Raw genomic sequence first — 21,196 nt, 5'->3', positions numbered from 1 at the left:
CGTCTTTCAGGAAAACGGCCGATGTCTGTCCAACGCCTGGCATGATGGTGACGTATGCGGCAGACGCAGAACGAATCGCGCCCCGAGTTCCGTATTCTGAACCTCAATTTCTCCCCGATGATGCTCCAGAATGCGATGCACAATGGATAATCCAAGACCGGTACCCTGTTTGCGGGTGGTGAAAAAGGGATTGAATATATTGCGCAGAATGGTCACCGGAATACCACCGCCGGTATCTTCTATCTCCACCGCCGCGGCACGATCTCCCCGCAACACAGTGCTATATGCCCGCACCACGAGCGATCCCCCCTCGGGCATGGCCTGCCGGGCATTATCAATAAGATTGATCACGGCCTGACGCAGTTTCTGGACATCTCCCTGAACCGGGGGCACGTCCTCGCCAAATTCCCTGACCAGCCGTATGTTCCCTTTTCGCAGAGAATCATCCTCGAGAATCAGAACCTCGTCAAGCATTTTTATGATATCGCATTCGGAAATGCACAACATCTGTTTTTTGGAAAAGGCGAGAATGTTCGTCAGCATCTCTTCCATGCGCCGCACCTCACGCACAATAATCTCACTGTATTCCCGCTCCCGGCTCGCTTCGGGCAGGACATTTGCCAGGCGGCGGGCAAACCCGCCGATGCAGACCAGCGGGTTGCGCAGTTCATGGGTCACGGAGGCCGCCGTCTCGCCGAGAGCGGCCATTTTTTCCCCCTGAATGAGACGCTCCTGAGTCTCCCGCAGATCCTGATGAGAAGTTTCGAGCCGGCTCAGCAGCATGGAATTTTCCATTGCCTGAGCGGCCTGATTGGCGAACAGTTCAAGAAACCGTCGCCGCGCCAGAAGCTCCGGTCGGTCCAGACTGGAACTGTTTACCACCAGTACGCCAAGAGCACGGCTCCGGCCACGCAACGGCACTACCGCGCAGGCGTCAAAGCCAAGAGTTTCTGAAAGCCGGCCGAAAGACCCTTCTCCCTTTCGGGTATCGGTAATAAAGATCAGCCTGTCCTCCAGCAAGGCCCGCGCCAACGGATTGTTTTTATCCGAGAGGGAAAGTCGCTGTTTGAAAACCATCTGGCAGAATTCATCCTGCCTCTGCCGCTCGCAGATATCCGCCGTAATTGTCGGCAATTCCCATTCGGCCTCTCCCTCTTCCCGACAGAACAGATAGCGGGCGGAGACATGCGTAACTCCTACCATTCCCTGCAAGACGCCACTGCGTTCATTGGCCAGAAAAAGCATCGCTCTTTCAAAGCCGCCCCCCAGGAAATGGTTACAGCCGACAGAATCAGATGCATCAACTCGTCCAGGCGCAAGGTGCCGTGCATGGCTCTCGAGATGCGGTACAGAAGGGAAATTTCATGAAGTTTTCGGGTGTTTTCCCGCAGCAGCAGGGTGCGGTCCTGCAGGGCTTCGAGCCGTTCAAGGTTTTGAGCCGCCAGCCCTGCCAGCTTGTGCAGAAAAGGCTGCCGGGTTCCCAGATCCAGGGCGCCACAGCGCCCGTCTTCAGCCAGGAAGAGGGTGCCGCGCAAACGCCCCTGAAATACCAGCGGCCAGCAAACGGCTTTAGCTGCCATACCGGAACCAGCGACAAGGTGCATCCGGGTATCGGCAAGGACGCGAGCACCGAGGTCCAGTTCCATGCCCTCAAAAGTACCCAGATCGGCCTGGCGGTGGGAACTCAGGCGAACCTGGGACCGACCCAGCACTGCCGCGCCGTGCAACGGCCGAAGAATAACGCAGGCCACACCACCGTCGCTTTCAAGCACGCGCCAGATCTCATTCAGCAACGATTCCAGATCCGCGGTGCCTCCCAGGGCACGTGCCAGGTCGGCCAGAAGAAGCGCATGGCGCAACGTCTGCTGCTGCGAACGGCCGTCAAGATGCTGCCGCAATTGGTCAGCCAGGATCATGCTGACGTTTCCGGCCAACTGCTGCACGGGTGGAGCCAGGGATAAAGAATCGGCAAGGCAGAAAGAGAGAATTCCCAACTCGCGGCCTGATGCCATGGCGGCAACATGAAAAAAACCGGGCGGGGAGGCAACCGGACAGCAGCCGTCGGAAGATTGCGTGGCGAAAAGGCGGGGCCTTTCACAGGGTGGCGAAGCATTGGCGTCCGATGCCGCCACGATGGCGGTACCAACGCCGGACGCGCTTTCCGGGTACCAAAAAAACGCTCCCGCCACAGGCAGGGAGCGCTCCAGACAAGCCAATATCTCTTTGCATTTTTCCAGGGGCGAACGATGCTCGCCAACAGCGATGCACAACACCTGGTGAAGAATCGAGCATTCATTGCAGGCCATCGCACTCCCCGATCCGCCCATTTCCTAGAAGAGCAGGGTCATCCAATCTTTTCCTTGCGTTCCTGCTCTGTTTTGCAGTCGATGCAAAGCGTCGTTACAGGACGGGCACGAAGCCGTTCGATGCCAATTGGCTCCTCGCAACATTCGCACTCGCCAAAGGTACCGTGCTCGATCCGCTCCAGGGCCTGGCGAATCTTCATAATCAGCTTGCGCTCGCGATCGCGGATGCGCAATTCGAAATTGCGGTCCGATTCCAGGGAAGCCCGGTCGGTCGGGTCGGGGAAATTGCTCTGGTCATCGGTCATCTCCGAAACAGTTTTTCCGGCATCCCGCAGCAGCGCTTCCAACTGAGATTCAAGGAGCCCCTTGAACTCTTTCAGTGTTTCCTGATCCATGCAATTCTCCTTGTGCTATATGGGCTTGCAAATGTAAATGAAATCGATTGTCAAGTCAACAGAAATGGCTCGTAGCCGCTTGTAGCGGGCCGTATCAGGTCAGAGGCTCCTTTCCAGATGCCATCCCGGAAAACCCTGACAGCCAAATTTAACAGGAAACTCCAGTTGCGCAACTTGCAGACACAAAATCATTCCTGCCGGAGAAAAGTGCCGCTCTTGCCACCGTGCTTTTCCATGAGCCGGATTTCAGACACCACCATTTCCTTGTCGACCGCCTTGCACATATCATAAATTGCCAGGCCCGCGACCGCAACCGCCATTAATGCCTCCATCTCCACACCGGTCTGCCCGGTCACGCGCACCCGGGCCTCGATCTCGACGCGACCTTGACCGGGATGCGGCGTAAAGTCCACGGAAACCGATGACAGCAACAGCGGATGGCACAAAGGGATAAGGTCAGGGGTCTTTTTGGCGGCCATGATTCCGGCAACCCGCGCCACCGCCCACACATCTCCCTTGGCCATCTCACCGCTCATGATAAGTTTCAGGGTCGATTCCTTCATGCGCACTTCACCGCGGGCAATCGCCAGACGACCCGTGGCATTCTTTTCGCCGACATCCACCATGATCGCCTTGCCGTTTTCATCCAGATGGGTCAAACCTTCGTTCATCATTCCTCCTCAGTCCAGGATAGTGCCATCTCCTCCGGCATCAGCCCGAGAGAAGAATGGTAGGGAAAAAACGCCAGGCTTACAGGCCCGGCCGGGGCTACGGCGCGCACGACCTGCCGCAGTTCATCAGGCGAAACATCCTGCGAGCTGACGAAATCGCGCGCCTGCAGCTTGAGCAGCAATCCTGCCGGATTGAGCAAATCGCGAACTCCGGCCTGAGCCAGCTCGGAAACCTTGGCGATGGCCGCGGCTACCGGCAACGAAAGCTCCGCGGACATCTGCCGGTGATAAGCCATGATCGCCACATATTCGAAACCGGATTTCAGCGCCTGCGCGTAATCCTGAGAGAACCACGCCAATCCATGCCGCGGGGAAGTCAGCACCTCATAGGGAAGATTCAGCGCAAAAGGCAAACCCGGCCGCACTTCCTGCGCTGCGGAGCGTAAATGTTCAGCCAACCCCAGCAAATGGCGGTTTTTCCAGACCGCCCACTCGGAAAAAGCCGGTCCCAGACGACCGACACGCACCTTGCCGTCGGGACCCCGTACGGTTTCAGCGAAAAGCTCGCCAGGCAGATAAAAACGTCCGGTATCCTTGAGACTGGCACTCAGGGCCGCACGGGAGAACCCTTCGGTCTGGCGCAACACCAGGTCATCCTGCAACAGCACGCCATCAATGGGATAACGGGCCAGATCCCTGAACAAAGCGGCCAGACGCTGGTGAACTTCCGGATTAAAAGGATCGAGGGCCTCGCAGGGAATGATGCAACCACTGCCGGGATCATAGCGCCGCCCCTTCCATTCCTCGTTTCCGGACAACGGCGTGCTCAGCGTGGTCATCCAGGCGAAAACCTTCAATCCGGCAGCGTGCGCCAGTTCCGTCAGGGCGCCGAGAGCATCCGCCACCACCGGCGCCCCATCGGTAGCGAAGTAAACTCCGGCGGGCGCCTGCGGTTCGATAAAAGCATAGAAACGATCCCCGGGCCGCTGGAAAACGCGAAGGATTACCGTATCGAGCCCCATGCGCCGCATTCGGGCAAATTCGGCGGCGACTTCGGGAAAGTTGCGGCTGGCGAGATAGCTGACCTGGGCTGCGCGGATGTGCTGTGCGGCGCCGCATTGCAGAGCGGTCGACAGCAGTAGCCCGGCAACCAGCATCCAACGCACGGCCCTGCGCGAACATCTCATGCGAACACCTCGTCCAGTGCCTGCTCGACGCAGCGCACCCCGCGCAACTCCATGCCGGGCGGCGCGTCAACCGCCTTTAGACAGCCCGCAGGCAGATAGCAGCGGTCGAACCCGAGACGCGCGGCCTCCCGTACCCGCAATTCCGGCCGGGACACGGCCCGCACTTCGCCCGCCAGGCCGACCTCACCAAACAGCATAAGGCTGGCAGGCACCGGGCGGTTCAAATGGCTGGATGCCAGGGCAGCGATAACGCCGAGATCAACGCCCGGCTCGGACAGGCGAACCCCGCCGGCGACATTGAAGAAAATATCCTGGTTGAGCATCGAAAGTCCGACCTTTTTTTCCAGCACGGCAACCAGCAGGGCCACCCGGTTGGGATCGATGCCGATGGCGGTACGGCGCGGCTGGCCAAAATTACTGGTCGATACCAGTGCCTGCAATTCAACCAGGATCGGACGGCTCCCCTCCAGGGTCGGCACCACCACACTGCCGGCCGCCCCCTCGGGACGTTCCGCCAGAAACAGCTCGGAGGGATTGGGCACCTCGGCCAGGCCGCCCTCCTTCATCTCGAATACGCCGATTTCATTGGTCGAGCCGAAGCGATTCTTGACCGCCCGCAATACCCGGTAGGGATGCCCGGCATCCCCTTCGAAATAAAGAACCGTATCGACCATGTGTTCGAGCATGCGCGGCCCGGCAATGGCGCCGTCCTTGGTGACGTGGCCGGTAATGAAGGTCGATACCCCCTGGCCCTTGGCCAGATGCATAAGGCGACCGGCACATTCGCGTACCTGACTGACACTGCCGGGCGCCGATTCGAGATCGGCCGTAAATATGGTCTGAATGGAATCCACCACCAGAAAACTGGGACGCAGTTCACGCACCCGTTCCAGAATAATTTCAAGCGAGGTCTCGGAGACCAGGAACAGGTCGCCGGCGCCGACATTGAGACGCTCACCGCGCATCTTGACCTGGCGTGTGGATTCCTCGGCGGTAACGTACAGCACCGCACCGGTAGCTGCCAGCCGGTCGACGGCCTGCAGCAAAAGGGTCGACTTGCCGATGCCGGGATCGCCGCCAATGAGCACCAGAGATCCCGGCACCACACCGCCACCCAGCACCCGGTCGAGCTCCGACAGGCCGCACAGGCAGCGCTGCTCGGCGGTGGTCGCCACCTCGCAGAGACGCTGCGGCGTGGCAGAAGACGCGAGGGCAACGCCTCCGCGACGCTGCGAAGGGCCCGCCTCGCGCCGCTCCTCCACCATGGCGTCCCACTGGCCGCAATCGGGACAGCGCCCGAGCCATTTGGGACTCTGGTAACCGCAGTGCTGGCAGATGTAACAGCTCTTTATCTTCAAACGATGTTCTCCCCGATAAGGGCGCCATTTTATGGTCTTTGCCGGCAGGTGTCAATGACACCCTGAACCGATGCCCGGGAATCGCGATTGCGATTCGCACCGGCAGAATCAACCTGCGGGTGGACCTCGAAGGCCGTTTTCTGCTATATTGCATCTTTTGGACAGTCGCAAGCCCGGATCGTGCCGGGCCTTTTTATCTTCAACCGGTTTTGTCTCCGAACATCCGCGGACGGAAACCGCTTTACGAAGGACCTCTTCGAAGCCATGCTGGATAACCGCATCATCACTATCTTACGGGATATCGTCGGCAAACAATACGTCTCCACCGAACAGGCCGATCGCATCTGTTATTCCTACGATGCCACACAGCAGCAATTTTTCCCCGATGTCATCGTGCGCCCCGCAGACGCCGCACAGGTCAGCCTGATCCTGAAAATGGCCAACGCTGAAAATCTCCCCGTCTACCCTCGGGGCGCCGGCAGCGGATTCACCGGCGGCAGCGTTCCGATCCGGGGAGGCATCGCCCTGGTACTGACCCGGCTGAACCGCATCCTGCGCATCGACCAGGACAACCTCATCGCCGAAGTGGAACCGGGAGTCGTCACCGCCACCCTGCAAAAAGCGGTGGAGGAGGTGGGCTTGTTCTACCCTCCCGATCCCGCCTCGCTGAAATTCAGCACACTTGGAGGCAACGTCGCCGAATGCGCTGGCGGTCCGCGCTGTGTCAAATACGGGGTCACCAAGGACTACGTTCTCGGTCTGGAAGTCGTCACCCCGACCGGCGACATCATCCGCACCGGCGGAGAAACCATGAAAGGGGTGGTCGGCTACGATCTGACCAAGCTGATGGTCGGCAGCGAAGGCACCCTCGGGGTCATCACCAGAATCATCCTCAAACTTCTGCCCAGGCCTGAAGCCAAAAAAACCATGCTGGTCATGTTCGATTCCATCGACGGTGCCGCCCAGGCCGTATCGAACATCATCCGCGGCAAAATCATTCCCACCACGCTCGAGTTCATGGACGCGACGGCCCTGGCCTGCGTGCGCCAGAATGCCAACCTCGATATTCCCGAGTCGGCTCGCGCGGTGCTGATCATCGAGGTCGACGGCGACCGGGAATTGCTGGAACGGCAGGCCACCCGCATCCTCGAAATCGCATCTCCGCTCGGCGTGGTGCACACCAGCATCGCCGCCACCGACGAGGAAAGCGAGCGGCTCTGGCAGGTACGGCGCAGCGTCTCGCCAAGCCTGCGCAAAGTCAATCCCGATAAATATAACGAAGATATCTGCGTGCCGCGCAGCAAGCTTCCCGATATGATCCGCGCCATCGAGAGCATTTCCAACAGGCTGGAAATTCCCATCGTCAACTTCGGACATGCCGGAGACGGCAACATTCACGTCAACATCATGGTCGACCGTTCCCTCCAGGGACAGGAAGAAAAGGCCGAAACGGCCATCCGCGAGATTTTCGCCAAGACACTGGAACTCGGCGGAACCATGAGCGGTGAACACGGCGTCGGCACCAGCAAGGCACCCTACCTCGGCATGGAGCTTGACCCGGCGACCATGGCCTGCATGAAGACCATCAAGCACGCTCTGGACCCGAAGCAGATCCTCAATCCGGGGAAAATCTTCCCGGTTGATGGCCCAACGGCATGATCGAGATCACGCCGTTGATGGGCCCGAAGCCAGGAAAACGCACAACACCAGGCGGCCCGACCGCCCTACGGAACAATACATGAGCAAACATCAGGACATAGAAGATTACCGGAAAAACCTGCGCGAATGCGTCAAATGCGGCACCTGCAGGGCACACTGCCCGGTGTTCAGCCAGGTCCAGTCCGAAGCGGTGGTGGCACGGGGCAAGATATCCCTTGCACAGGCTTTGCTGGATGGCAAGATCGATCTCGACCGCCGGTTTATCAGCGATATTTCCCAATGCCTGGCCTGTGGCCGCTGCGTCAAGGAATGCCCCAATCAGGTGCCGACCGACCAGATTATTCTGGCTTTGCGACGCCGCATAGGACGGGAAAAGGGACTGACCCTGTTCGGCCGCGGCGTTGCCACGGTACTGCAACGCCCCTGGCTGATGAACCTGCTGACCCGAATGGGTCGCATGTTCTCCTGGCTGGCCCTGCGCCGCGTTCCCGGCAGCAGCGGCCTGCGCCTGCGCTTTCCGGCGCCCTACATCAGCCGAGACCGCACGCTCCCGGAAATCGCACCCCGGACTTTTCGCCAGAGCCATCCCGAATTCATCGCGGGAGAGCCCGACAAACCCCTGGTGACCTTTTTCACCGGCTGCATGATCAATTACGTGCTTCCGGAAATCGGCGACAGCGTTGTAGCCGTCCTGCAGAATCTCGGCATGAACATTCTCATCCCCAGAGACCAGGGATGCTGCGGATTGCCGGCGCTTTGCGCCGGCGACGGCCAAGCCGCGGCGCGGCTTGCGGACCGCAACCTGGAGGCCCTGACGGCGCACAAGGCCGATGTCATCATCACCGCCTGCGCCTCCTGCCACAGCGGTTTGACCAGGCATTTTTGCGACCTCGGTCCGCAGCATGCGGCACTTTCCGACAAGGTCATGGATATCCATGAGTTTCTGATAAAGCAGGGAATAGAGGAAAAACTGCTGCGCATGCCCCGCCATGACAATCCGCGCCCCGTTGCCTACCATGTGCCTTGCCATCTGCGTCAGGCCGGGCTGAAGGATGCTCCTCCCCGTTTGCTGTCAGCGCTGCCCTCGGTACGCATGGTCGATATGAAAAATGCCGATGCCTGTTGCGGTTTGGGGGGGACGTTTTCGGTCTACCATTACGATGTCAGCAAACAGCTTGGTGCCCTGAAAGCCGAAGGGATCCGGGACAGCGGCGCCGAAATCGTGGCGACCGCCTGCCCGGGATGTATCATGCAATTGCAGGACGCCATCAACCATGCGGGGCTGCCGCAAAAAGCATGTCATGTTCTGGAGCTGGTAGCCGACGGTCTGGCGGCGGCGGAGAAAATATAAACCTTGCCTCGAAGGGAGACCGGCGGTGACGACACGCAAAAACGGAAACGGCCCCGGAAGCTTGACGCTTCCGGGGCCGCACGAAGCAGAAAGCAATACGTCTCAGCCGCCGATGCCGTGCATACGGCGCTTGCCCTGACGGAAGTCCTTTTCCCCGATGTGATGGCGTTCGGGTTTGGCGCAGGCGGCGTTGCGAAGAATTGCCTCGAGTTCCGCATCGCTGGCGTTGCGACGCAAGGCACCGCGCAGATCGATTTCCTCAGTGGAAAACAGGCAGGGTCGGATGCGCCCATCGGCCGTGATGCGCATGCGGTTGCATTCGCCACAGAAATGCTCGGAAACCGCCGGAATCACACCGATATGACCCGGACTGTCGGGAAAATGAAACATGCGGGCCGGGCCAGCCGGGCCTTGCCGCAACTCGGAAACCAGCTTGCCGACATTTTCCAGCGCCTTGATGATATCGGCGGCCGGGAACATGTTGTCCGGTGTATAATCCAGACCGTCGCTGACCGGCATGAACTCAATGAAACGGACTTCCCACGGCTGATCGAGGGTCAGACGGGCAAAATCGGCAATTTCATCATCGTTGACTCCGCGAATCGGAACCATATTGATTTTAAGGGGCGTAAGACCAACGGCCTCCGCCGCATGCAAGCCATCGATGACTTTCTGCAGCCCGGCACGACGGGTGATCTCCAAAAACCGATCCTCCCGCAACGTATCGAGACTGACATTGACCCGACTCAGACCGGCCTTGCGCAGGTCCGCCGCCATGTCCGCCAGCAGGATGCCGTTGGTGGTGAGGGTGATTTCAATTTTTTTGGAAAGATCGGACATATCACGGATGAACTCGACGATGCCCTTGCGCACCAGCGGCTCGCCGCCGGTCACACGAATTTTTTTGACCCCGCAGCGAATCGCCACCGCCACCACGCGCAACATTTCCTCGTAGGAGAGGATATCGGCATGGTCGATGGTCTCAACCCCGCTGGCCGGCATGCAGTAACGACAGCGCAGATTGCACCGGTCGGTCACCGACAGCCGCAGATACTCTATGGTGCGCCCATAGTTGTCCTGCAATATGTTTTTGCTCTTTTTCACTGTTGTAAGGCCCCTGGCAAGACGAATTTCGTATACAGAAATGAAACTGCGTTTTATCGGATCAAACTAAACATTACCACCAAAAAGCGCGACAGGGCAAGAGGTATCGCTGCAGCAGCGGTGATATCAATGAAACCACGGACAGTTTCCATGCCGCTCCCGCACCGGAACGGGTCTCGGAGGGTTCAGACAACCCGGGTTCGCGTGCAGAAATTTCGGAGGTTGATTTTGTTATGAGTAAAGCTCTCGGTCTTTTTTCCGGGGGGCTCGACAGCACCCTTGCGGCCCTGACCCTCAAACGCCAGGGCGTCGCGGTCACCGGCATCGTATTCGTGACCCCCTTTTTCGGCGCGGAGCGGGCCCGACAGGCCGCCCGCCAGATCGATATTCCACTGATCGTCGAAAACATCGGCGACATCCACCTGGATATGCTGAAAAAACCCCGCTACGGCTACGGCAGAAATCTCAATCCCTGCATCGATTGCCACGCCCTGATGTTCCGACTGGCGGCGCGCCATGTCCAAAGTGGTGAATTTGATTTTCTATTTTCCGGGGAAGTTCTCGGCCAGCGCCCCATGAGCCAGAACTACAATGCCCTTCAGGCCGTCGCCAAACATGCCGGCTGCGCCGACATCATTCTGCGCCCCTTGTGCGCCCGGCTTCTGCCGCCAACCGCAATGGAGGAACAGGGTCTGGTTGCCCGTGAAAAGCTTCTCGACATCCAGGGCCGTTCCCGCAAGCGCCAGGAGGACTATGCCCGGCAATGGGACCTGCATGAATATCCCGGATCCGGGGGCGGTTGCCTTTTAACGGAAAAGTCCTTTACCGGCAAACTGCGGGACCTGCTGGAACATCAACCCGAATGCACCGTACAGGATATCGAAATCCTTAAACTCGGTCGACAGTTTCGCCTCTCCTGCTCGGCGAAGCTGACCTTGGGGCGCAACCAGGAAGACAATGAAAACCTGCAGGCCGCCGCCCGTCCGGGTTATATCCTGATGCATGCCCCGGAGTTTCGCGGCCCGACCGGTCTGATCAGCGGCAACCCGACACCAAACGACCTGTTGCTGGCGGCCGCCATCGTCGCCGGCTACGGCAAAGGCCGCGACCAGATGCAGGTAACTGTGCGCCTGTTCCACGATGGCGAAGAACGCCTGATGAGCGTTGCCCCCATGAGTCAGGATCGCAGCGTTCTGCTGCAGGTGCTCTGAAAGCCCCCGGCAAACCAGCAGCATTTCACGGAAAACAAAAGCCCCCCGGATCTCTCCGGGGGGCTTTTGTTTATACCGCTACAGTGTCAGGGCAATTACATCATGCCGCCCATGCCACCCATGCCGCCCATGCCGCCGGGCATACCACCAGGCATGCCGCCAGCTTCTTCCTTGGGAAGCTCGGCAACGCAGGCTTCGGTGGTCAGCATCAGGCCGGACACCGAAGAGGCGTTCTGCAGGGCGCTGCGCACCACCTTGGTGGGGTCGATAATGCCGGCTTCGAGCATATCGCAATACTCGTCGCTGGCCGCATTGAAGCCGAAGGTATCTTCGCCGCCGCGGACCTGATTGACCACAATGGAGCCCTCGGCTCCGGCGTTGGCCGAAATCTGGCGCAGGGGTTCTTCCATGGCGCGCTTGACGATATTGACACCGAATTTCTGCTCACCAGGCAGGTCAAGGGCTTCGAGTGCCTTGATGCAGCGGATCAGGGCCACCCCGCCTCCGGGGACGATGCCCTCTTCGACGGCCGCGCGGGTTGCGTGCAGGGCGTCTTCGACACGGGCCTTTTTCTCCTTCATCTCGGTTTCGGTAGCGGCACCGACCTTGACCACGGCAACGCCGCCAACCAGCTTGGCCAGGCGCTCCTGCAGTTTTTCGCGATCGTAATCGCTCTTGGTCTCTTCGATCTGGGCACGGATCTGCTTGACCCGGCCCTGAATGTCCGCTTCGCTGCCGGCGCCATCGATGATGGTGGTGTTTTCCTTGTCGATGACGATCCGTTTGGCGTTGCCGAGCATGTCGATGGTGGCATTCTCCAGCTTGAAGCCGACTTCCTCGGAAATCACCTTGCCACCGGTGAGAATAGCGATGTCCTCAAGCATGGCCTTGCGGCGATCGCCGAAGCCGGGAGCCTTGACGGCAGCAACGTTGAGGGTGCCGCGGAGTTTGTTGACCACCAGGGTGGCCAGGGCTTCACCCTCGATGTCCTCGGCGATGATCAGCAGCGGACGGCCCTGTTTGGCAACAGCCTCGAGGACGTTGATCATGTCGCGCATGTTGCTGATCTTCTTGTCATGAATCAGGATCAGAGCGTCTTCCATGACCACTTCCATGCGCTCGGCGTCGGTCACGAAGTAGGGAGACAGGTAACCACGGTCGAACTGCATGCCCTCCACGGTTTCAAGGCTGGTTTCCATGGCTTTGGCTTCTTCGACGGTGATGACGCCTTCCTTGCCGACTTTTTCCATGGCTTCGGCGATGATGTCACCGATGGTTTTATCGCTATTGGCGGAGATGGTACCGACCTGTGCGATTTCCTTGTGATCCTTGATCGGCTTGGACAGTTCCTTCAGGTAAGCTACGGCAGACTCAACCGCCTTGTCGATGCCGCGCTTGATTTCCATGGGATTGTGGCCCGCGGTCACCAGCTTGACCCCTTCGCGATAAATGGCCTGGGCCAGAACGGTCGCGGTGGTGGTACCGTCACCGGCGACATCGGAGGTCTTGGAAGCGACTTCCTTGACAAGCTGGGCACCCATGTTTTCGAACTTGTTTTCCAGTTCAATTTCCTTGGCGACGGAAACGCCGTCTTTGGTAATCAGGGGAGCGCCGAACGAACGGTCGATGACGACATTACGACCCTTGGGGCCGAGAGTAACTTTAACAGCATCGGCCAACTGATTGACACCGCTGAGAATCAGAGCGCGGGCATCCTGTCCGAATTTGATTTCCTTGGCAGACATATCTGTTTATCCTCCTTTGGATTGGCTTTACTGAAACAATAGCGATTTACTCGAGAATACCGAGAATATCGTCTTCACGCATGATCTGATATTCCTTGCCGTCGATCTTGATCTCGCTGCCGGCGTATTTGCCAAACAGAACGCGGTCGCCGACCTTGATGTCCATGGGAAGCACGGTGCCATCTTCGAGCACCTTGCCCTTGCCTACGGCCTTGACGACACCCTGCTGGGGTTTTTCCTTGGCGGAGTCAGGAATAATGAGGCCACCGGCGGTGGTGGTTTCCTCTTCGGTCCGTTCCACGATGATACGATCACGCAAAGGTCTGATGTTCATGCTGCATTCTCCTTTCGTTCGGTCATAAAAATTTTGAGTGCGGGACGCATCCCGAAAAAAACCTTCTCAACATCCAAACAAAAAAGCTCAAGTCCGTTGCAAGCGCGGACCAAAGCCCTGGACTTTGGCTCGATGTTAGCACTCGTTTTGGGTGAGTGCTAACAAGCAAGGCTAAATATAATCAGCTGATGGTGAATGTCAAGGGATTTCGATAAATTTCTGCAAAGACCGGGCGATCTCATAAAATCTCCCCCGGAATGTATACCGGATCGCCAAGAAACCGGCTTGACTTTGAGAAAGCAGGTGTGTTACTTGGTTTTCAACTCGCATGAGTTCCGACAATTTGCAGGTCTCCCGTAACTGGCGTCTCGAGGTGGTTCACCACCGGGGAGCGGGATCAAAAGACCTGAGAGCCGTACGCCTGGGCCCCCTTGAACAAGGGCCAGGCGTTTTTTATTTTCCGAAGGAGCAGACAGCCATGAGCAAGAAACTCTATATCCCCGGACCCGTTGAAGTGAGTGCCGACGTTCTGGAAGTCATGGCCACCCCCATGATCGGCCACCGCATGAAAGAGTACGCCGTCCTGCACAAAGAAGTCGTCGACGGCCTTAAAAAACTGCTGAATGCCCCCGGACCGGTTTTTCTGTCCACATCCAGCGCCTTCGGCGTTATGGAGGGTGCGGTCCGTAACCTGGTGCAAAAACGCTGCGCCTGTTTCGCCAACGGCGCATTCAGCAAGAAGTGGTACGACGTTACCCTGCGCTGTGGCCTCGAAGCCGACGTATTCAGCGCCGAATGGGGGCAACCGGTAACCGCGGCGATGGTTGACGAGGCCCTGTCTACCGGCAAATACGACGCCATGACCCTGGTTCACAACGAAACTTCCACAGGAGTCATGTCACCTCTTGAGGAGATTGCCGCGGTGATGCAGAAATACCCCGATGTCTCCTTCATCGTGGATACCGTCTCCTCCATGAGCGCCGTCCCCATCGACGTCACCGCCCTGGGCATCGATGTCTGCCTGGCCGGCGTACAGAAGGCCTTCGCCCTGCCGCCGGGACTGGCCGTGTTCGCCGTCAGCCGCAAGGCCCTGGACAAGGCGCGCACCACTCCCAACCGGGGCTACTATTTCGATTTCGAGGAATTCGAAAAGAACGACGAGAAAAACAACACCCCCAGCACGCCCTGCATCAGCATGATCTTCGCCCTGCGCCACCAGTTGCAGAAAATGTTCGCCGAGGGCCTGGAAAACCGCTACGCACGCCACCGCCTGATGGCCGACACCACCCGCGCCTGGGCCCTGAAGCAGGGCTTTGGGCTGTATGCCGCCGAAGGCGCTCGCTCCCAGACCTTGACCGCCGTCGCCAACGACGGCCGCACCGATGTGGCCCGTCTCAAGGAACTGCTCGGTGAACGCGGCTATGCCATGGACGGCGGCTACGGCAAGATCAAAAATACGACATTCCGCATCCCGCACATGGGCGACATGACCATGGCCGACATGGAAGAATATTTTGCGCTGCTTGAGGAACTGCTGCCCCAGGTGCGCGCCTGATTTTCATCCGTACCCCCCGGATGGAAAACCCGGGGCATCCCCATGCCCCGATTGTTTCATTTTCTCCTCAAGCCCCCCGACAGGGGGGCTATTTTTGATGGGTGCATGAATGCGATACAAACATGTGTATCAGCTCCATCCCAACGGTATTTCTCTCGACAAACTTGCCCCTGGGGCAACCCTGGAACAATCCCCCCGCCCGCACTTATCACGCCAGCCAATCTGAAACTTGAGCCCCTGTCCATCCGCCGTTTCCTGATGGAAACGGCTTAATAAACACATCTCACCCAACTTCGTTATTTACTTGAAAAGACACCGAAATTCTGCCAACCTAGAAATAACTAACACCTAAATGCTTTTTTCGGGAAAGGAGAGGTGCCTGCCCCGAAGAGAGTGTATTTAATTCCGGGAGGAAAACATGCGTATGAAAATGTGGCGGACAATCTGCTTGGCAGTACTTCTGATGATGGGCAGCTTCGGCGCCCCGGCCCTGGCGGGCCAGCAGCCGCTCACGGTGTATGCCGGCGCTGGCCTGATGAAACCGATGGATGAACTCAAAACACAGTTCGAGGCACGCTACAAGATCCCTGTACAGTTGATCTATGGCGGCTCCGGCGAGCTGTTCGGGATGATTGCCACCCGCAAGGCAGGCGACGTTTTCATCCCCGGAGCGGACAAATACAACAAGGATGCCGTAAAGCAGGGGCTGGCCCGCGCAGAAGGACAAAAGTTGCTATGCTACCATGTGCCGGTCATCCTGGTACCGGCCGGCAATCCTGCAAAAATCCAATCGCTGCGGGATCTGGCCCGGCCCGGCGTGCGCGTTGCCCTGGCCGACGCCAAAGCTGCGGCCATCGGCAAAGTCGGCAACGAGATTCTGACCAAGAACAACCTTATGGAAACCGTTGCAAAAAATACCGTGGTTCGTCCCAGCACCACCAACCAGCTGCTGATTTATGCCGCCACCGGACAGGTGGATGCCTGCATCGCCTGGGAAGATCAGGCCACCTGGGGCCAGGCCAGGGGCAAGGTCGATATCGTGCAGATCCCCGCTGCCCAGAACAGCATCAAAACCATTCCCGCCTCCGTCGTGACCTATTCGCAACAAGCGGACCGGGCCCAGGCATTCATCGATTACATTGCATCGCCCGAGGGCAAGGCCCTGTGGCGCAAATGGGGCTTCCCTGTCGCCAGACCGGAGTGATTTTATGGCGAATCGGCTTTTCAAGGCAGGTCTGACCAGCATTACCGTATTGTTTGTGGGCATGCTGCTGTGGGCCATGTTGTCCCTGGTTTTTATGCCCCGCTGGGCGGAGGTGCTCAGCAGCACCCTGTCGGAGGAAATGCTTTACAGTATCCGCCTGTCGCTGATTACCAGCGGCATTTCCGTGGCGGTGGTCATGATACTGGCGATCAGCATTGGCTACGTACTGGCGCGCTTTCAGTTCCCCGGCCATCAGCTGCTGCGCACCGTTGTTGATTTGCCAATGGCATTCCCTGAACTGGTGCTGGGACTTTGTTTGCTGCTGCTGTTCGGCCACGATCCCGTGGCCGGCTGGCTCAAGCAAGCCGGCATCGATATCGTGTTCAGCAAAACCGGCATCGCCATTGCGCAGATCTTCACCGCCGCGCCCTATGCGACGCGTGTGGTGTACGCCGCATTCCGCAGCATCAGTCCACGTTATGAACTGGTGGCCCGCAGCCTTGGCTGCGGGCAATGGGCGGCCTTCTGGCGCGTGACCCTGCCCATGGCCAGAGGCGGTCTGTTTGCCGGAGCGGTGATTGCATTTGCCCGGTGCATGGGCTGTTTCGGAACGGTTCTCATCCTGGCCGGCGGCACCCGCATGTTCACGGAAACGCTGCCGATCACTCTGTATCTGAACATCTCCTATGGCAATCTGGCCATGGCCATGACCTCGGGTATCCTGCTGATTCTGATTTCTCTGGCGGCTATCGTGGTTTTTGAGATGTTGAACCGTGAGGTGGTACTATGATGGCGTTGCTGGAGATCCGGGACCTGTATGTCGACCTGGGAGAATTCAGCCTGAGAGGTGCCAGCCTGGCTGTGGAGAAAGGCAAATACTGCTGCCTTATCGGTGACTCGGGGGCCGGGAAGAGCATCCTTCTGGAAACGATCATCGGCAGCTTCAATCCCCTGCGCGGCCAGATCCTGTTGCATGGGCAGGACATCACAAAATGGTCCCCGGAGCGGCGCAAGATGGGTATCGTATACCAGGACTACATGCTTTTTCCACATCTGAACATATTTGACAATATCGCCTTCGGCATGAAGCTGCAGAAAATGTCCCGAAAACAGGTAAAAACCAAGGTTTGCGACATCTCCGCCCGCCTCGGCATCGAAAACCTGCTGCACAGGGACATCAACACGCTGTCGGGAGGAGAACAGCAACGCGCCGCGCTTGCAAGGGCGCTTGTTGCCGATCCCAAGGTTTTGTTGTTGGATGAGGCCTTCAGCGCGCTGGACGTTGCCAGCCGGGAACGCATGCGCAGCCTGCTGCGCCAACTGGTCAAAGACCTCGACGTCACCGTCCTGCATGTCACCCACGACATGGAAGATGTCTGGGCCCTCGCCGACCAGGTGGCGGTTTTGCATGATGGGCAGATTCTGCAAACCGGCTCCCCCGAGCATGTTTTCAACTGCCCGCGCCCCGGCTTTGTTGCCCATTTTCTCGGTGCGCGCAACATACTGCAAGGCAGGGTGCTCGACTGTGACCCTTCGGGTCTGACGCACATCGAGGCTGGGAAGGCCCGGTTTTACAGCATTGACCACGCCCCGGTCGGACAGCAGATTCTGGTATCCGTGCGGCCCGAGGAACTGGGCCTGGCCAGAGAACAGCCACGTGGCACCTTGCGTAACCATCTGCCCGCCGAGATTGTTCGCATGGAACGACGCGGCCCACTGGTATGGGTAACAGGCCAGGCCGACGGATTCTGCCTGCAGGCCGCCGTCACAGTGATGGGTGCCCGTGAGCAGGATCTCAAACCGGGAGACACCGCTATATTTTCTTTTTCCGCAACCAGTTTGCGCATTATCGAGCAGCAAAAAAACGCTCCGTCCAGGATTTTACAGGATCCGCCGATGGCGCCGCGAATCATTCCACAGGCACTTGTGGCCGATTGATGCCTGCCTGCTCCGACGGAACCGGGATTGGTTGAAAACACCCTTAGACACACTACAAAGCGGGCCCTGAACGGGCCCGCTTTGTAGTGCCTGCAGTTTTAAAAGCTGGTATCCATCCGGAGCTTCTGGATGAACGCAAGCTTATTTTTCCTTGCGCAGCCTGCCGAGCCAGTACTCCATCTGGCGTCCAGCCGCTTCCCGACCACCCAGACCAAAAGAGAGGGCCACCGCAACAGCTACCGAACCAAGTGTCAGCCCGAAGGCCAGATTAACAATGTCATCCGCTATCCCCATGGCCTTCAGTCCCATCGCCAACACCAGGCCGAGAATGGCCAATCGTGCGATCTTGGCCAGATTCAGATTGTCCGGATGCCGGCTCAACGCATTATAGGCCAGCGTCGCAAGATAATTGCCCACGGCGAGAATAACCATGCCCAGGGCAATCTGTCCGGCAAAGCTCAATAAATCGTCCAGAGCGCCAGCCAGCAGGCCAATGGACAGTTTTTCAGCCGCGGAAACCGTCGCCGCCAACATGATGAAGAAAAACGCAACCGCCGCGCAAAACCGGCTGAAGGAGCGGTCCGCCCCCAGCAGCTGTCTGGCGCCTATTTTCTCCGGCAAGGCGTCGGCACCAAGATTTTTGAGCAGTTCGGCCAGGATATTGGTGACAAAACGTCCGACAACGTAGGCCACGGCGAGGATTATGGCCGCTGCAAGAATGTCGGGAATCGCCGCCATCAGGATACCGAGCATCTCCGTGGCCGGGACCGAAATAACCTCGATCTTGAGTGCGCCGATGGCGGATATCAGCACCGGCACAAAAATCAGAACAAAGACGATCTGTGAAACAAGTCTGGCCAGTTGAATCTTGTCCGTCAATCCGGCACGGCTCGCCAGCTCGTCGAGGCCCTTGCCAACCACAAGAATGGCATTGGCAAGAATTTTTGCGATAACGTAGCCCACCACCCCGATGAGAATAGCTGCCAGCAGATTGGGCAGGATATTCATGAAACTGCTGAACATCTCCTTGACAGGATCCAGCACCCCGCTGACGCCCAGAGCCTCCAGCGTCAACAGCAGAACAAACAGCAGAAGAACATAATAAACCAGCCCGGCCAGCAAACCTTCCACATTCAGTTCCTGGCCTGATTTTTGGGAAATCCGTTCATCCAGCCGGAGTTTTTTCAAAAGCCGGACAAACAGTTTCCGCACGCACATCACCAGAAACCAGCCGCCAATCAGGATGATCAATGCCCCCAGCACGCTCGGCAGATATTGCCCCAGGGTCTCCATAAAAGCGTCGAGAAATCCTCTCATAAGCACCTCCGGAAAAAAATGAGTACCGATTCGAACCACGCTGTATCCATCCGGAGTTTCAGGATGGATACCTTTTAACCCTAACAAAGCTGACCTGATAGGCAAGGTCCCATGATAGCTTTGTTATCTTTTTGCTTTTGCAGGGTTAATTTGAGGGAGGCGCTTTAATGGCGGGGAATATTCTTTAACGAGCGGTGTCACACATAAAAAGGCGGGGAGAACACGGAGACCATAAACCGTTGATCATCTCAAACCGGCTCATTGCATCTCCGGGTTCTCCCCGGAAACTTCAGGTTGGAACATGTATCAGTACCGTACCCGCACCCGATAGGTCAGAACGGTCCTGCCTTCGGCCGGGACCGCGATCTCCCAGGCAGCGGTACGGGCATCTTTTTTGACGTGGGCATGGCTTTGCTCAACAATCTGCCAATCGCCGGGCATCGGCTCTTCGACCTTGACCCTGATCGCCTGCTCTTTGGCGTTTTTCAGTTCGATCCGCCACGCCGTTTCGATAACGGTCTCCGACGGACCGCCAGCTATTTTTTTGTAATCGGTCTGGGTACGATCGGCCGTCACGTCGAAAGCATCGCCGAGACGCAACCGGACTTTTTCATTTTTAGGAGTATGGTCGATACGATCCTCACCGACGAACTGGGCGTTGCCGGCCCTGTCGCTCTTGTAAACCCGAAGGATCCCTTTCGGCAGCGGCATTCCGAGTCCGGCCCTGGCGCTGTTGGTAAATTCGAGATACACTGCCGCCTTGAGCTTCTTGCCGAGTTCGCCGTGACGGCCGCGGTAGTAATAATCGGCGCCGCGCAACAGGTACTCCTTGGATACGGGAACACCGGAGGCATTCAGCAAAGCGACCTGCTTGACCTGGTTTTCGCGGATAGAGGTGGAGCGGCCGAGGGTGTAGAGGTGGTAATCGAGCAGACCCTCCTCGGCCATGGCCGGAGCGGCGGCCATAACCTTCACAGCCCGCTCCTCGAATGCCCGCATGTCCAGTTCCTGCCCACCGACACGATGGACATCGCCGGCTACCAGCTGCAGGCGAGCCTGTTCATAGGTGGCGCCGCTCTGGTTGTTCAGGGTCACCAGGCCGGACAAGTCAAGATGTTCATCCCGGGCGTCGAGTTGCGCAACATAATCCGCCTGCCAGGACAACCCCCTGGTCAGATAGCTCAACTCCAGATCACGCGTTCCGCCCTTATCCGCCGCCACCTGCACCACCAGGGTCGGGCGATCCCGCAGATTGGCCGGCACATCGGGATAGACCAGACGGCCGGGGATGCCGGTCTCGATGCGATCCCCCATGCGCAGCACCACGCCGCCGTTGGCGGCCAGCACCTGTGCCGTCTCGGAGGTTTCGGCACCGGAGGTGGGATGCATACGCACAACCTGCACCGTGCGGCCGACAAATTTCTCCAGCAACTTGCCCGGGGTCAACAGGTCGTAATCGAAGCTCTGTTCCACCACCCGTAACCCGCCGGCGTCTTTCAGCGGACGCAGCAGAGCCGTTTCCGGCTGCATGCCGGCAGCCACCTCGCGCCAGGCCAACAGGCTTTCGCCGGCGGGTAAAGCCACCTGCCGCACATCCTTGATCAGGGCCAGATCGCTGTTGTAGATGGTCACCGCCACCTGTTGCTGATCATCAAGCGTGCTGCGCAGTTCCGTAATCCGGGCTGATGCGGTGCCTGCAACCAGAACTCCCGCTGCGACTAAAGCGCCAAATATCCCCAAACTGAGCTGGTTACTTTTCATCCTTATCCTCCTGCGCAGGCCGGTGAGCCGGCAACTATTGCCGTACCATGCAAATTCGCGGTCACCGGCGTCCAGCCGATATTTTACCAGATCGGACCGA

The 21,196-nt window shown here is 58.4% G+C and carries 18 protein-coding genes and 1 riboswitch; of the genes, 7 read left to right on the top strand and 11 right to left on the bottom strand.

The features are described 5' to 3' along the window. Nucleotides 1-6: 6 nt before the first annotated feature. The 6 genes from A6070_RS02225 to radA form a co-directional block, all read right to left on the bottom strand. Complete coding sequence (locus A6070_RS02225; RefSeq protein WP_236718901.1) at nt 7-1,203, bottom strand: sensor histidine kinase; 1,197 nt, start codon at nt 1,201-1,203, stop codon at nt 7-9. Further along, entirely contained in the window at nt 1,197-2,306 is a 1,110-nt protein-coding gene (locus tag A6070_RS02220) for a hypothetical protein (RefSeq protein WP_145928187.1), read from the bottom strand. Before A6070_RS02220 ends, A6070_RS02225 begins: the two co-directional genes overlap by 7 nt. A gap of 38 nt (nt 2,307-2,344) precedes the next feature. After that, nucleotides 2,345-2,701: an RNA polymerase-binding protein DksA gene (gene dksA, locus A6070_RS02215; RefSeq protein ID WP_072286857.1), complete on the bottom strand. Its 357-nt coding sequence runs from the start codon at nt 2,699-2,701 to the stop codon at nt 2,345-2,347. A 188-nt stretch (nt 2,702-2,889) separates the two neighbouring features. After that, the gene (moaC, locus tag A6070_RS02210; RefSeq protein ID WP_072286856.1) at nt 2,890-3,372 is read right to left on the bottom strand and encodes a cyclic pyranopterin monophosphate synthase MoaC; all 483 of its coding nucleotides are present in this window, start codon (nt 3,370-3,372) and stop codon (nt 2,890-2,892) included. Then, nucleotides 3,372-4,559, bottom strand: a complete 1,188-nt coding sequence (locus A6070_RS02205; RefSeq protein ID WP_072286855.1) for a poly-beta-1,6-N-acetyl-D-glucosamine N-deacetylase PgaB — start codon at nt 4,557-4,559, stop codon at nt 3,372-3,374. Before A6070_RS02205 ends, moaC begins: the two co-directional genes overlap by 1 nt. Further along, nucleotides 4,556-5,917, bottom strand: a complete 1,362-nt coding sequence (gene radA / locus A6070_RS02200; protein WP_072286854.1) for a DNA repair protein RadA — start codon at nt 5,915-5,917, stop codon at nt 4,556-4,558. The genes A6070_RS02205 and radA overlap by 4 nt, the downstream gene beginning before the upstream one ends. A 264-nt stretch (nt 5,918-6,181) precedes the next feature. Here radA and A6070_RS02195 point away from each other — a divergent pair, with 264 nt between their 5' ends. Next, nucleotides 6,182-7,576: an FAD-binding oxidoreductase gene (locus A6070_RS02195; RefSeq protein WP_072288101.1), complete on the top strand. Its 1,395-nt coding sequence runs from the start codon at nt 6,182-6,184 to the stop codon at nt 7,574-7,576. Nucleotides 7,577-7,655: 79 nt separating this feature from the next. Next, complete coding sequence (locus A6070_RS02190) at nt 7,656-8,927, top strand: (Fe-S)-binding protein (protein ID WP_072286853.1); 1,272 nt, start codon at nt 7,656-7,658, stop codon at nt 8,925-8,927. 102 nt (nt 8,928-9,029) lie between these two features. On the opposite strand, the gene moaA is transcribed toward A6070_RS02190, so the two are convergent. Then, nucleotides 9,030-10,031 carry a GTP 3',8-cyclase MoaA gene (moaA, locus tag A6070_RS02185; protein WP_083558643.1) on the bottom strand — a complete coding sequence of 334 codons (1,002 nt, stop codon included), beginning with the start codon at nt 10,029-10,031 and terminating at the stop codon, nt 9,030-9,032. A gap of 233 nt (nt 10,032-10,264) precedes the next feature. Here moaA and A6070_RS02180 point away from each other — a divergent pair, with 233 nt between their 5' ends. Beyond that, nucleotides 10,265-11,242, top strand: a complete 978-nt coding sequence (locus A6070_RS02180) for a DUF814 domain-containing protein (RefSeq protein ID WP_072286852.1) — start codon at nt 10,265-10,267, stop codon at nt 11,240-11,242. Between the two features lie 95 nt (nt 11,243-11,337). Here A6070_RS02180 and groL read toward each other — a convergent pair whose 3' ends face one another. Beyond that, complete coding sequence (gene groL, locus A6070_RS02175; protein WP_072286851.1) at nt 11,338-12,987, bottom strand: chaperonin GroEL; 1,650 nt, start codon at nt 12,985-12,987, stop codon at nt 11,338-11,340. 46 nt (nt 12,988-13,033) lie between these two features. Then, the gene (gene groES / locus A6070_RS02170; protein WP_072286850.1) at nt 13,034-13,321 is read right to left on the bottom strand and encodes a co-chaperone GroES; all 288 of its coding nucleotides are present in this window, start codon (nt 13,319-13,321) and stop codon (nt 13,034-13,036) included. Between the two features lie 346 nt (nt 13,322-13,667). Beyond that, nucleotides 13,668-13,755: riboswitch (ZMP/ZTP riboswitch) on the top strand. A gap of 44 nt (nt 13,756-13,799) precedes the next feature. Here groES and A6070_RS02165 point away from each other — a divergent pair. The 4 genes from A6070_RS02165 (at nt 13,800) to A6070_RS02150 (ending at nt 18,018) form a co-directional block, all read left to right on the top strand. Further along, on the top strand, nt 13,800-14,876 hold the full coding sequence (locus A6070_RS02165; protein WP_072286849.1) for a pyridoxal-phosphate-dependent aminotransferase family protein: 1,077 nt from the start codon (nt 13,800-13,802) through the stop codon (nt 14,874-14,876). Nucleotides 14,877-15,294: 418 nt separating this feature from the next. Beyond that, nucleotides 15,295-16,080, top strand: a complete 786-nt coding sequence (gene modA / locus A6070_RS02160; protein ID WP_072286848.1) for a molybdate ABC transporter substrate-binding protein — start codon at nt 15,295-15,297, stop codon at nt 16,078-16,080. Nucleotides 16,081-16,084: 4 nt separating this feature from the next. After that, nucleotides 16,085-16,870, top strand: a complete 786-nt coding sequence (locus A6070_RS02155) for an ABC transporter permease (protein ID WP_072286847.1) — start codon at nt 16,085-16,087, stop codon at nt 16,868-16,870. Continuing rightward, complete coding sequence (locus tag A6070_RS02150) at nt 16,867-18,018, top strand: ABC transporter ATP-binding protein (RefSeq protein ID WP_072286846.1); 1,152 nt, start codon at nt 16,867-16,869, stop codon at nt 18,016-18,018. Before A6070_RS02155 ends, A6070_RS02150 begins: the two co-directional genes overlap by 4 nt. A 141-nt stretch (nt 18,019-18,159) precedes the next feature. Here the strand turns inward: A6070_RS02150 and A6070_RS02145 are convergent, their stop codons facing one another. Beyond that, nucleotides 18,160-19,335 carry a mechanosensitive ion channel gene (locus A6070_RS02145; RefSeq protein ID WP_072286845.1) on the bottom strand — a complete coding sequence of 392 codons (1,176 nt, stop codon included), beginning with the start codon at nt 19,333-19,335 and terminating at the stop codon, nt 18,160-18,162. A 306-nt stretch (nt 19,336-19,641) separates the two neighbouring features. Beyond that, nucleotides 19,642-21,096: a DUF4139 domain-containing protein gene (locus tag A6070_RS02140; protein ID WP_072286844.1), complete on the bottom strand. Its 1,455-nt coding sequence runs from the start codon at nt 21,094-21,096 to the stop codon at nt 19,642-19,644. Nucleotides 21,097-21,196: the final 100 nt, after the last annotated feature.

The sequence above is a fragment of the Syntrophotalea acetylenica genome, from assembly GCF_001888165.1.
Classification (GTDB): Bacteria; Desulfobacterota; Desulfuromonadia; order Desulfuromonadales; family Syntrophotaleaceae; genus Syntrophotalea; species Syntrophotalea acetylenica.
This window is presented reverse-complemented; position numbering and strand designations above follow the sequence as displayed.

Bases quoted from the DNA above. Each gene is read 5' to 3' on its own strand.
- groL (WP_072286851.1), bottom strand. From the start codon at position 12,987: ATGTCTGCCAAGGAAATCAAATTCGGACAGGATGCCCGCGCTCTGATT.
- A6070_RS02205 (WP_072286855.1), bottom strand. From the start codon at position 4,559: ATGAGATGTTCGCGCAGGGCCGTGCGTTGGATGCTGGTTGCCGGGCTA.
- A6070_RS02190 (WP_072286853.1), top strand. From the start codon at position 7,656: ATGAGCAAACATCAGGACATAGAAGATTACCGGAAAAACCTGCGCGAA.
- dksA (WP_072286857.1), bottom strand. From the start codon at position 2,701: ATGGATCAGGAAACACTGAAAGAGTTCAAGGGGCTCCTTGAATCTCAG.
- A6070_RS02145 (WP_072286845.1), bottom strand. From the start codon at position 19,335: ATGAGAGGATTTCTCGACGCTTTTATGGAGACCCTGGGGCAATATCTG.
- A6070_RS02180 (WP_072286852.1), top strand. From the start codon at position 10,265: ATGAGTAAAGCTCTCGGTCTTTTTTCCGGGGGGCTCGACAGCACCCTT.
- A6070_RS02195 (WP_072288101.1), top strand. From the start codon at position 6,182: ATGCTGGATAACCGCATCATCACTATCTTACGGGATATCGTCGGCAAA.
- A6070_RS02220 (WP_145928187.1), bottom strand. From the start codon at position 2,306: ATGGCCTGCAATGAATGCTCGATTCTTCACCAGGTGTTGTGCATCGCT.
- groES (WP_072286850.1), bottom strand. From the start codon at position 13,321: ATGAACATCAGACCTTTGCGTGATCGTATCATCGTGGAACGGACCGAA.
- A6070_RS02165 (WP_072286849.1), top strand. From the start codon at position 13,800: ATGAGCAAGAAACTCTATATCCCCGGACCCGTTGAAGTGAGTGCCGAC.
- A6070_RS02155 (WP_072286847.1), top strand. From the start codon at position 16,085: ATGGCGAATCGGCTTTTCAAGGCAGGTCTGACCAGCATTACCGTATTG.
- moaC (WP_072286856.1), bottom strand. From the start codon at position 3,372: ATGAACGAAGGTTTGACCCATCTGGATGAAAACGGCAAGGCGATCATG.
- A6070_RS02225 (WP_236718901.1), bottom strand. From the start codon at position 1,203: ATGGTAGGAGTTACGCATGTCTCCGCCCGCTATCTGTTCTGTCGGGAA.
- A6070_RS02140 (WP_072286844.1), bottom strand. From the start codon at position 21,096: ATGAAAAGTAACCAGCTCAGTTTGGGGATATTTGGCGCTTTAGTCGCA.
- A6070_RS02150 (WP_072286846.1), top strand. From the start codon at position 16,867: ATGATGGCGTTGCTGGAGATCCGGGACCTGTATGTCGACCTGGGAGAA.
- modA (WP_072286848.1), top strand. From the start codon at position 15,295: ATGCGTATGAAAATGTGGCGGACAATCTGCTTGGCAGTACTTCTGATG.